The organism is Paraburkholderia sp. RL17-368-BIF-A (assembly GCF_046054045.1).
GTDB classification, from domain to species: Bacteria; Pseudomonadota; Gammaproteobacteria; order Burkholderiales; family Burkholderiaceae; genus Paraburkholderia; species Paraburkholderia graminis.
In genome coordinates, this window is the sequence record NZ_JARESN010000003.1 from 182,583 (window position 1) to 194,328 (window position 11,746).

At 66.5% G+C, this 11,746-nt stretch carries 7 protein-coding genes; 2 read left to right on the top strand and 5 right to left on the bottom strand.

The genetic code is table 11. The features are described from left to right. The first annotated feature begins 161 nt into the window (after window positions 1-161). Entirely contained in the window at window positions 162-1,283 is a 1,122-nt protein-coding gene (locus P0D87_RS06795) for a hypothetical protein (protein WP_171799856.1), read from the top strand. Continuing rightward, window positions 1,280-2,320, top strand: coding sequence for a pseudouridine synthase (locus P0D87_RS06800; protein ID WP_006048668.1), 1,041 nt, complete (start codon window positions 1,280-1,282; stop codon window positions 2,318-2,320). The genes P0D87_RS06795 and P0D87_RS06800 overlap by 4 nt, the downstream gene beginning before the upstream one ends. Before the next feature lie 118 nt (window positions 2,321-2,438). Here P0D87_RS06800 and def read toward each other — a convergent pair whose 3' ends face one another. The 5 genes from def to P0D87_RS06825 form a co-directional block, all read right to left on the bottom strand. Further along, window positions 2,439-2,972, bottom strand: a complete 534-nt coding sequence (def, locus tag P0D87_RS06805) for a peptide deformylase (protein WP_006048667.1) — start codon at window positions 2,970-2,972, stop codon at window positions 2,439-2,441. Next, window positions 2,969-5,050 (bottom strand): NAD-dependent DNA ligase LigA, encoded by a 2,082-nt coding sequence (gene ligA / locus P0D87_RS06810; RefSeq protein ID WP_053858270.1) that lies wholly within the window; start codon window positions 5,048-5,050, stop codon window positions 2,969-2,971. The genes def and ligA overlap by 4 nt, the downstream gene beginning before the upstream one ends. Before the next feature lie 186 nt (window positions 5,051-5,236). Further along, window positions 5,237-6,544: a cell division protein ZipA C-terminal FtsZ-binding domain-containing protein gene (locus P0D87_RS06815; protein ID WP_029970845.1), complete on the bottom strand. Its 1,308-nt coding sequence runs from the start codon at window positions 6,542-6,544 to the stop codon at window positions 5,237-5,239. Between the two features lie 138 nt (window positions 6,545-6,682). Further along, window positions 6,683-10,201 (bottom strand): chromosome segregation protein SMC, encoded by a 3,519-nt coding sequence (smc, locus tag P0D87_RS06820; protein WP_053858271.1) that lies wholly within the window; start codon window positions 10,199-10,201, stop codon window positions 6,683-6,685. 160 nt (window positions 10,202-10,361) lie between these two features. Beyond that, window positions 10,362-11,387, bottom strand: a complete 1,026-nt coding sequence (locus tag P0D87_RS06825; RefSeq protein WP_053858272.1) for a DMT family transporter — start codon at window positions 11,385-11,387, stop codon at window positions 10,362-10,364. Between the last annotated feature and the right edge of the window lie 359 nt (window positions 11,388-11,746).

Sequence of the window (11,746 nt, forward strand, 5' to 3'; positions counted from 1 at the left end):
CAGCACGTCGGCGCGCAAGCCGACACGGCCGGCGGGACCCAAACCGTCGACGTCCGGCCCGGGCGAAGCGCGCAGGGAAGGCGCGGGCGCGTCGGCGGGCGGAAAACGTTCGGCTGGCGCTCGCGCGCCGCGTGCTCCTCGCGAGGAAGGTGGGTTCGCGCGTGAGCGTGGCGCTGGCGGCGCGCCTGGCGCGCGGCGGGGCGGGTCCGACCGGCCGCCGCGTCGTGAAGGTACGAGCGGTGCGCCTGCACGGCGTTTTGATGGAAGCAGTGAGCGCGGTGGCGAGCGAGCGCCGCGACGGTTTGAGGATCGGGCCGGTGGCGGCGAGCGCGCACCGCGTGCCCCAGCCGGCGACCGCGCTGAGCGTGGGCCGCGACGCTTTGAAGATCGCGCCGGTAGCAGCGAGCGCGCACCGCGACGCTTCGAGGATCGCGCAGGTGGTGGTGAGCGCGGGCCTCGTGCCCCGGCCGGCGAGCGCGCCGAACGCGCACCGCGACGTTTTGAAGACCGCACCGGTAGCAGCGACCGCCCACCGCGGCGCTTTGACGATCGCGCAGGCGGTGGCGACCGCGGGCCTCGTGCCCCGGCCGGCGACCGCGCCGAGCGTGGGCCGCGACGCTTTGAAGACCGCTCAGGTGGCGGCGAGCGAGCACCGCGACGGTTTGAAGACCGCGCCAGTGGCAGCGACCGCGGGCCTCGTGCCCCGGCCGGCGACCGCAGCGAGCGCGCACCGCGACGCTTCGAAGATCGTGCGGGTAGCAGTGACCGCCCACCGCGGCGCTTCGACGATCGCGCAGGCGGCGGCGAGCGCGGACCTCGCGCCCCGGCCGGCGAGCGCGCCGAACGCGCACCGCGACGTTTCGAAGACCGCGCCGGCAGCAGCGACCGCGCACCGCGACGCTTCGAAGACCGCACCGGCAGCAGCGACCGAGCGCCTCGCGGCGCAGGCGCGGAACGCGCCCCCCGTCGTTTCGGAGACAGCACCGAGCGCCCGCCCCGCCGCTTCGACGGCAACGCCGACGGCGGCGCCGCGCGCAAATTCGGTGGAGACCGTGCGCCGCGCGGCGACAGCGGCGAGCGCCGGCCATTTGCTGGACCACGCACCGGAGCAGGCCGTCCTGCGGAAGCCGGTGCGCGCGGCGAGCGCCCGACGGGCCGCGAGCGCGACGCATCCGATCGCCCGCGTTTCGGCAGCGAGCGCGGACCGCGTAGCGACAGCGCCCCGCGTCGCTTCGAAGGCGAGCGCGGAGAGCGTGGAGAACGAAGCTTTGCGAAGCCCGTGAAGAGCGGCTACGGCGACCGCCCGGACCGTGAAGCACGCGCGCCCCGTGACGAACGCGGCGAACGCACACCCGCCCGACGCGATTTCAGCAACGCCTCCGCCCCGCGCACAGAGCGCACGGACCGCGCCCCCCGCAGCTTCGATAAGCCATCCGCCACACGCCGCGGCCCCGACGACCGCCCCGCGCGCGCCGGCAAGCCGCGCGGCGCCGCATCGGCCGACCGTCACGCGCAAGCCGAGCAGGCCCCGCGCACACCGCGTCGCGACATCGAAGACGCGCCAGGCACGCTGCGTCTGTCCAAGCTCATGTCGGAGCTCGGCCTGTGTTCGCGCCGCGAGGCCGACGAATGGATCGAGAAAGGCTGGGTGCTCGTCGACGGCGAACGGATCGACACGCTGGGCACTAAAGTGCGTCCCGATCAGCGGATCGAGATCGACCCCGCCGCCGAAGCCGTGCAAGCGAGCCAGGTCACCGTGCTGATCCATAAGACAGTCGGCTACGTGTCGGGCCAGGCGGAAGACGGCTATCAGCCGGCCATCACGCTCGTGACGCCGGAAAACCGCTGGGAAGGCGACCATTCGGACATCCGTTTTTCCGTCGCGCATTTGCGTCAACTGGCGCCGGCCGGGCGTCTCGACATCGATTCAACGGGCTTGCTGGTGCTGACGCAGGACGGCCGCATCGCCAAGCAACTGATCGGCGGGCATTCGGAGATCGACAAGGAATATCTGGTGCGCGTCGCCTACGGCGAGCATACCGTCGACGTCGAAAGTCACTTCCCGGCGGAAAGCCTCGAATTGCTGCGCCACGGCCTCTCGCTCGACGACGTCCCGCTCAAGCCCGCGCAGGTCAGCTGGCAAAACGGCGAGCAGTTGCGCTTCGTGCTGCGCGAGGGCAAGAAGCGCCAGATTCGCCGGATGTGCGAACTGGTCGGCCTCGAAGTGATCGGCCTGAAGCGCGTGCGGATGGGTCGCGTGGTGCTCGGCGCGCTGCCGCCCGGACAGTGGCGCTACCTGGCCGCCGACGAGTCGTTCTGACAGACGTCCGAAAAAACAGCCCGATCAGCGTAAGCCGATCGGGCTGTCCCAGTCATCCAGCAATCTCATCGAACCCACGCATTTGCGTGGGTTTTTTCTTTCGCCTCGAACTTCCGCCTCAATCGTCGCTATTCGGGTCCAGGTCCGGAAACAGCACTTCCGTAAAGCCGAACTTCGCGAAATCGTTGATTCGCATCGGATACAGCTTGCCGATCAGGTGATCGCATTCGTGCTGCACGACGCGCGCATGGAACCCTTCGGCAACGCGGTCGATCGGTTTGCCGTACTGATCGAAGCCGTGATACTTGATCATCGAAAAACGGCTGACCGCGCCGCGCAAGCCCGGCACCGACAGGCAGCCCTCCCAGCCCTCTTCCATATCGAGCGAGACCGGCGTGATGGTCGGATTGATCAGCACGGTTTCCGGCACGGGCGGCGCGTCCGGATAACGCTCGTTACTGCCGAAACCGAAGATCACCACCTGCAGATTGACGCCGATTTGCGGCGCGGCAAGCCCTGCCCCGTTCGCGTCGTGCATGGTCTCGAACATGTCTTTAATGAGCTCATGCAATTCCGGCGTGTCGAAGTGATCGACCGGATCGGCAATACGCAACAGGCGCGGATCGCCCATCTTGAGAATTTCGCGGATCATGACTGCCCCTCCAGGAGCTTACGCATACCATCTTCGTCGAGTACGGGAATGCCGAGTTCCTCGGCCTTCACCAACTTGCTGCCAGCTTCGGCCCCTGCCACCACATAGTCTGTTTTCTTCGACACCGAGCCGGCCACTTTCGCGCCGGCCGCCTCCAGCATTTCCTTCGCTTCTTCGCGGGCAAGGCTCGGCAACGTGCCGGTCAGCACGACCGTCTTGCCGGCCAGCACGCCTTGCGGCGCCCTCGGCGCGGGCGGGCCCTCGGGCCACGTGACCTTGCCGTGCGCGCGCAGTTGCTCGATCACCGTGCGGTTGTGCTCTTCGGCGAAAAACTGGTGAATGGATTCGGCGACAACCGGCCCAACGTCGTTGACTTCGAGCAGCGACTCCACCGAAGCCTCCATGATCGGGTCCAGCGAGCCGAAGTGCTTCGCCAGATCCTTTGCCGTGGATTCGCCGACATGCCGAATCCCCAGTGCGTAGATGAAACGCGAGAGCGTGGTGTGCCTCGCCTTCTCGAGCGAGTCGAGCAGGTTCTGCGCGGACTTGTCGGCGAAACGGTCGAGTTGCGCGAGCGTCGAGAAGCCGAGGTTAAACAGATCGGCGGGCGTGCGCACCAGGTTCTGTTCGACGAGTTGATCGATAATTTTTTCGCCCAATCCGTCGATGTCCAGTGCGCGCCGCTGCGCGAAATGCCACAGCGCCTGCTTGCGCTGCGCCGGACAAAAAAGGCCGCCCGTGCAGCGCGCAATCGCCTCGTCCGGCAGCCGTTCGATGTTGGAGCCGCACACCGGGCAATGCGTCGGCATCACGAATTCGCGAGCGTCATCCGGACGACGGTCGATGAGCGCGCTCACCACTTCGGGAATCACGTCGCCGGCACGCCGCACGATCACCGTGTCGCCGATACGGATGTCCTTGCGGCGCACTTCGTCTTCGTTATGCAGTGTCGCATTGGTCACCGTGGCTCCGCCGACGAACACCGGCTCGAGCCGCGCAACGGGCGTGATTGCGCCGGTGCGCCCGACCTGCACGTCGATCGCGACGAGCTTCGTAAGGGCCTCTTGCGCCGGGAATTTATGCGCGAGCGCGAAACGCGGCGCGCGCGATACAAAGCCCAGCGCTTCCTGCTCGTCGCGCCGGTTGACCTTGTAGACCACGCCGTCGATGTCGTACGGCAGCTTGTCGCGCTTCCCGCCCACCGCGTGAAAAAACGCGAGCAAACCTTCGGCGCCCTTCACGACCGCGCGCTCCGAATTGACCGGCAGACCGAGCTCCTTGTACCAGTCGAGCAGTTCGCTGTGCGTGGCCGGCATCTCCATGCCGTCGAGCACGCCGATGCCATAGGCAAAGAACGACAGCGGCCGCTGCGCGGTGATCTTCGGATCGAGCTGACGCAAGCTGCCTGCGGCTGCATTGCGCGGATTGGCAAACTCCTTGTGTCCCGCCGCGCGCTGACGCTCGTTCAGACGCTCGAAGTCACGCTTGAACATCAGCACTTCGCCGCGCACGTCGAGTATGTGCGGCACGCGCTTGCCCTTGAGCCTGAGCGGAATCGAACGGACCGTGCGGATGTTTTCGGTGACGTTCTCGCCCGTCGCACCGTCGCCGCGAGTCGCGGCCTGCACGAACACGCCGTCGACGTAACGTAGCGAGATGGCCAGGCCGTCGAACTTGAGCTCCGTTGCGTAGTCGACGGGCACCGGCGGCTCTTTCGCATTGTTGCCGAGCGCGTCGCCGACGCGCTTGTCGAACGCGATGATGTCTTCGTCGGCGAAACCGTTGTTCAGCGACAGCATGGGCTGATCGTGGACGACCGGCTCGAAACCGCTCGCCGCTTCGCCGCCCACGCGCTGGGTGGGCGAATCCGGCACGATCAGATCCGGGTGCTCCGCCTCGATGCTTTCGAGCTCCTTGAACAGCTTGTCGTATTCGGCGTCGGGCAGATCAGGCTGGTCGAGCACGTAGTACGCGTAGTTGGCGCGTTCGAGTTCCGCGCGCAGCCACTCGGCGCGTGCAGCCGGATCGCGCTCGGCCGGAGCGCTCGTGGCTGAATGTGAGGCGGGAGTTCGAGCCATGCTGTGGGACGCTTCTTCAGTGAAATCGGACACTGGATTATCGCAGGAAAGCGTGCCCCTTTACATCGTCCGAATGGCCAGGTTTCGGGCCTCGTGCGATGGCGTTAAAGTGAGCGCAACCTCATTTGCAAACGACAACGGCCGCGCATCGCGCGGCCGTCGGCAACACTGGAAACCTTCGGTGAGTTACTGGCTGAAGAGGCGCCGCGTGGCCGGCGAGCCCGCCGGAATGCCGGCCTGCTCGAGCTTCGCGTAAAGCGTCATGAGCTGCTTTTCGATCGCGAGCAGCGCGGTCTCGGGCAACGGGCGGCGACCATCGTCGACCACTCGCCCGCCGATGCGCTCGGCCAGCGACTTCGCGTAGTCGCACATCAGCCGGAACGGCAGGATGTCTTCGTCGGCGACCGGCACGTCGAGCACCAGCGTGATCATCTGGCCGCCCTTGTACGTGAGGTCGTCGCGCAGGAAATTGGTGTCGCCGAACTGCAGCATGAACACCGGGCTCTGGCGCGCGTCGAGCTTCACGAAGCGCGTGCCGTCGCGCGACAGCAGCAAGCCGTCTTGCGAAGCGACCGCCTGCACATAGTTGGCCGACCACGGCGCGCCGTCCGACAGCACGTTGATCGACAACTGTGCGTCGCATTGTGCGGCGAAAGCGTCGAGCTCGCGCGCCATCGCCACGGTTTCGAGCATGTCGGGAAATTCCGGCGATGCGTCGAGCGCGTCGGCGAACTGCTGCACGCCCGTCACGAACTCGGAGAACTCGAGTTCGTTGAGTGCGCCGCTGCGGTTGGCCAACTGCGCGGCCGCGCGCAACTCTTCGTAACGCGCGCCGTTTTGCAGCAGTTCCCACGCGCCGCCTTCGAGCTTGCCTTCGATATGCACGGGCTTGCTGCCCGCGCGGCGCAAACGCTGCGCAAGCGGGATGACCTTGTCGCCCGCAACCGGTCCGTTCAGACGAATCGGCACAATGCAGTCGATGCGGCGATCGACGATAGCCGGCGGCGCCGACGAAATCGTAGTGGCCGCAGGCAGGATCGGTTCGATGTGCTCGTCGGGCTCGCGCGAAGCCTCGGCGGATTGTGCTGCCGCTGCGTCTTTGTCAGCACCGGCGCTCGCACGGCGTTCAGAATCGTCGTCATTGTCCGCTGGTGTAAAGCCGTTCGGCGTAGTCGTCTCAGCCTGAATATCGGCCGGCGTATCGAGCGGCGCAGCGCCCACCGGCGCGCCGAAAGTCGGCTCTACACGCGCCGACGCCGTATCGGCAGACGTATCCGCGCCGACCACCGGCTCGCGGCGCGTGGTCGGCCGGGCCGGTTCGATGAACGGGCTCTGCTCCTCGTGGTCGTCGCGCGCGAAACTCTCCGCGGCGTCCGCCGGCATCGGCCGCGGCATCTTGCGACGCACCTTGGCGCTCTGCCACGCGTTGTACACGACCACGCCCCCGACCACCACGGCGCCCGCGCCGATCAAACCGAGTGTCAACTCGTCCATGCATGCTCCATCAGCAATTCTTTATATGCGCGGCCCGATGCCCGCTCCACCTGTCGCGCAGCCGCGGCCGCAGCGCTGAACGCGGGCGGCCGCGCTTCCATGATTCAAACGAAATTCGAACCGAATTCGAACCTAAGCTCAAACGATATTCTGGGCGAAACCCGCAGCCGTTTCCATGTCGACGGCAACGATGCGCGACACGCCCTGTTCCTGCATCGTCACGCCGATCAGTTGCTGCGCCATTTCCATCGCGATCTTGTTGTGCGAGATGAAAAGGAACTGGGTCTTGTCGGACATCGCGCGCACGAGGTTCGCGAAACGTTCGGTGTTGGCGTCGTCGAGCGGCGCGTCCACTTCGTCCAGCAGACAGAACGGCGCGGGATTCAACTGGAACATCGCGAACACCAGCGCCGTCGCGGTCAGCGCTTTTTCGCCGCCGGACAGCAGGTGAATGGTCGAGTTCTTCTTGCCCGGCGGTTGCGCCATGACCTGCACGCCGGCGTCGAGAATTTCGTCGCCGGTCATGATCAGCTTCGCCTGGCCGCCGCCGAAAAGACGCGGGAACAGTTCGCCGAAATGACGGTTCACTTCGTCGAACGTGCCTTGCAGCAGCGTGCGCGTTTCCGCGTCGATCTTGCGGATCGCGTCTTCGAGCGTTTCGATCGCGCTCGTCAAATCGGCCGATTGCGCGTCGAGGAACGTCTTGCGCTCGGTCGCCGCCTTCAGTTCGTCGAGCGCGGCCATGTTGACCGGACCGAGCGCGGTGATCGCGTTGTTGATGCGCGTGACTTCGCCCTGCAGGTACGACGGCTTCATGTCCGGCGTGAGCTTGGCCTGCAGTTCCGCCTCGTCCACGCCGGCTGCCGCCAGTTGCTCGACGAACTGCTCGCCGTTCAGCCGCGCGGCCTGTTCCTTCAACTGCAATTCGTTGATGCGATCGCGCAGCGGTTGCAGCGCGCGCTCGGCGGTCAGACGCGTTTCGTCGGCGGCGCGCAGCTTGGCGGTCAGATCGTCCAGTTCGAGGCGAGCGGCGTGCAACGCCTCTTCCTTGACCGCGCGAATGTCGAGCGCGTCCTGCAAGCCGGTGTGCGCGGTCTGCTCGTTGATCGTTTCGAGCTCGGCGCGCGCGTCTTCCAGCGACGCCGCCACGCGCTCGCTTTGCTCATGCGCGACCTGAATGCTGCGCTTCAATTCGTCGATGCGAGCGGCCATGTTGCGCGCGGCGAAGCGCGCGTCGGTGGCGGCGCGGTCGAGATCGCGCGCCTGTCCGCGGGCCGTGGTCAGCTCTTCGTCGAGCGCCTCGAAAGCCAGTTGATGATCTTCGAAACGCGCCTGCAATTCTGCGAGTTCGCCGTCGTAACGCTCGAAGTTCGCTTCCGACTCGGCACGCAGCGCGCGCTGTTCGTCGATCTGCGCGTTGATCTCTTCGAGTTCCTCGCGAATCTGGGTGCTGCGCTGCGTGTAGCGCTCGTGCGCCTGCGTGAGCTTGAGCACGTCGAGCTGCAACGCATGCACACGCTGCGTGGCGCGCTCGGCTTGCTGGCGCACGTCGGTCAGCACCTGCGCGGCTTGCGTGTGCGCGGCTTCAGCGCGGATCGCGGCGGCCTTCGCTTCGTCGGCGAGCAAAGCCTGAGCGCGCACCTGGCGCGCGAGATTTTCGATTTCCTGCTGACGGGCCAGCATGCCGGCCTGCTCGGAATCGGCGGCATACAGCAGCACGCCGACTCGCGTCACCACGTGCCCCGCCTTCACGACGAACGCGCCGCCTTCGGGCAACTGCGCGCGCATGCTGAGCGCCTGCTGCAGATCGTCGGCGACGAAAGCGAGGCCGAGCCAGTCGTTGAGCACGGCGCGGATGCCGGCGTCGTCGATCCGCACCAGCGACAGCAACGGCCGCAGCCCAGCGGGCGCCGCAACCGGCTGCCCGGCGACGGGCGGTGCGTAGAACGCCAGCTTCGCGGGCGGCGCGTCGGTGGCGAACGCCTTGACCCAGTCGAGATTCGACACTTCGAGCGCGGCAAGCCGCTCGCGCAGCACCGATTCGAGCGCGGCTTCCCAGCCGGCTTCGACATGCAGCTTCTTCCACAGACGCGGCAACGCACCCAGTTCGTGCTTTTCGAGCCACGGCTGGATCTTGCCTTCGGTCTGCACGTTTTCCTGCAATTGCTTGAGCGCGGCGAGGCGCGCATCGAGCTGATGAATCTGCGCGCTTTCGGCCTGCACGCGCTCTTGCGCGGCGCGCCGTTCGGCGTCCAGACGCGGCAGCGTTTCCTGTGCATCCGCGAGACGCGCCTGCGCGTCGTGCAAAATTTCTTCGTGCTCGGCGAGCTGCATGCGCAGCTCTTCGAGTTGCGCTTCGTCGGGTGCATCGAGACCGCCGGCTTCCGCTTTCAGCCGCTCGTGACGCTGCTGCAACTGCTGCAATTGCTGGTCGGCGTTGCGCTGGTGCGCGGCTTCGAGCTTGAGCGCCTGTTCGGTCTGCGCGATGCCGCCGCGCTCCGCGTTCAGTTCCGCTTGCGCATCGCGCCAACGCGCTTCGAGCGCAGGCATCGCGTCGTGTTTCGCCGCGGCTTCTTCCTCGGCGACTACCGCTTTTTCTTCGGCGACGGCAAGCTGTTCCTCGGCGTCTTCCAGATCGCCTTGCGCCTTTTCGGCTTGCGCGAGCCATTGCTCGCGCTGCGCGGTGAGCGCGGCGATCTGCGCCTGCACGCGGTTGCGCGATTCGACGATGAACTTGATCTCGGCTTCGAGCTTGCTGACGTCGGCGTTCGCCTCGTAGAGCGCGCCTTGCGCGCCCTGCATCGCGTCGCTCGCCGAGTAGTGCGCGACGCGCAGCGTCTCGAGTTGCGCTTCGACTTCGCGCAGCTTGGCGGTTTGCGCTTCGAGATCGATCTGCGCCTGTTCGATGGCGCGCTGCTGACGTTCCTGCTCGCTGCCCGCCTCGTTCTTGCGCAACAGCCACAACAGACGCTGCTTTTCCTCGCCGTCGGTCTGCAGTTCCTTGTAGCGCGTGGCGACCACCGCCTGCGCTTCGAGCTTCTCCAGATTCGTGCTCAGTTCGCGGACGATGTCCTCGACCCGCGTCAGGTTTTCCCGCGTGTCATGCAGACGATTCTCGGTCTCGCGGCGGCGTTCCTTGTACTTGGAGACGCCCGCGGCTTCTTCGAGAAACACGCGCAATTCTTCGGGCTTCGCCTCGATCAGGCGCGCGATCATGCCCTGCCCGATGATCGCGTACGCACGCGGCCCGAGACCCGTGCCGAGGAAAATATCCTGGATGTCGCGGCGGCGCGCCGGCAGATTGTTGATGTAGTAGCTCGAGGTGCCGTCGCGCGTCAGCACGCGCTTGACGGCAATCTCCGCATATTGGCCCCACTGGCCGGCGGCGCGGCCGTCCGCGTTGTCGAACACGAGTTCGACGCTCGCGCGGCTGCCCGGCTTGCGCGCAGTCGAACCGTTGAAGATCACGTCCTGCATCGACTCGCCGCGCAGCTCGGAGGCGCGCGATTCGCCGAGCACCCAGCGCACGGCGTCGATGATGTTGGACTTGCCGCATCCATTCGGTCCGACCACGCCGACTAGCTGGCCCGGAACCTGGAAATGCGTGGGATCGACGAATGACTTGAATCCAGCGAGTTTGATCGAGGTCAGACGCACGGCGATTTCGCTGTTTGAGAAGGAAAAATAATAGGTGGCTCACGAAGACCGCACGAGCCGTTCGCGGCTGCGGCGAGACGGCCTACGGTCCTTGCCAGCCCTCGGGAATTGGGGCGCCGGTTGCACGCGGGTCGCGCATGCGCCGGCTAATGAGGGGCAATCATACCATCGCGCGTCGGCGGTTCTTGCGGTCGTTAGACTGTTCGCCCGCGCTGTCGTGCTTGTTGTCGTCCTTGTCGTCGCGGTCGTCCGCGGCGGCGTCGCCTGTGTCCTGATTGGCGGGATCGGGCGGCATGGCCTTCGGGCGATGCATCCAGCTCGACAGCGCCGACGCCAGCACGATGCACGCGCCGCCCGCCCATTCGCGCGGGCCGGGCGTTTCGCCGGCGAAGAGCCATGCGGAGAGCGCCGTCACCACGAGTTCGAACAGCATGATGATCGACGCCCGGTTGGCCGGCACGCGCGAGAGCCCGTACTGCACCAGCATGTTGTTCGACGCCAGCAGGAAACCGAGCCCCAGCACGAGCCACGCCGCGGTGCCGAGATGCGCGCCCGTCGGCGGCGAGGGCATCGCTTCGAACAGCGCCGCGCACGCGCCGAAAATCGCCGCGCCGCCGAAGATGGTCGCGGTGCGCATCTCCGGTTTCATCTGCGGCAACACGCGGCTTGTCTTGAGGATCAGCACGTTGCTCATCGCGAAGCCCATGCCGCCCGCGAGGCCCGCCCATTCGGCGAGGTTGCCCGGCAGCGGAATGCCGAGCTGCGGCGACCATAGCATCGTCATCGCGCCGACGAGCGACAGCGCGGCGAGACCCGCGCCCGGCCAGGTCAGGCGCTCATGCAGGATGAAATGCGCGAACAGCGCGGTCCACGCGGGCGTCAGATAGAAGAGCAGCAGCACGCGCATCACCTGGCCGTGGATCGAGCCCCACACGAAGCCGAGATTCGTGATGCCCGCGGCGAGCGCAAGCGCCGGCAGCAGCCAGTGCCAGCGCACGGTCCGGATGGCCCGATGACGCACGAGCAGCACGAACAGGCAACCCGCGCCGCTCGTCAGCGCGCTCGCCGCCGTGCCCGTAACGCCGAGCGACGCCAGCATCCGTAACGGATACCAGATCACGCCCCACACCGACGCGCCCAGCATGATCGCGAGCGTCGGCCAGCCTGTGCGCAGCCAGTTCGTCATGGCGACGGGCTCCGCGAGAGCGTGGCGGCGATTTGCCCCACGGCGTTGCTGGTGTTGCTCGCGTTACTGCTGTTGCTGGTGTGGTAAGCAGCGGTGTTTTCACGGCTGCATTGCCTGGATGTCTGCCCGGCTCCTGCGTACATTGCTGCTCCTGCGGTGTTGCTGTTCGTGTTGCTGCGTGTCTTGTTGCTTGCGTGTCTTGTTGCTTGTGTTGCTGCTTGTATTGCTGCTTGTATTGCTGCTTGTATTGCTGCTTGTATTGCTGCTCGTCGTTGTTTGCGTTGCTGCTCGCGTTACGGCCCGCGCCGTCCGCGCCGCGCCGGGCCCAAGCCCGCCCCACGCCACGCTATAATTCCCTG

Coding starts and splice junctions, on each gene's coding strand:
- P0D87_RS06815 (WP_029970845.1), bottom strand. CDS start 6,544: ATGGACGAGTTGACACTCGGTTTGATCGGCGCGGGCGCCGTGGTGGTC.
- ligA (WP_053858270.1), bottom strand. CDS start 5,050: ATGGCTCGAACTCCCGCCTCACATTCAGCCACGAGCGCTCCGGCCGAG.
- def (WP_006048667.1), bottom strand. CDS start 2,972: ATGATCCGCGAAATTCTCAAGATGGGCGATCCGCGCCTGTTGCGTATT.
- P0D87_RS06825 (WP_053858272.1), bottom strand. CDS start 11,387: ATGACGAACTGGCTGCGCACAGGCTGGCCGACGCTCGCGATCATGCTG.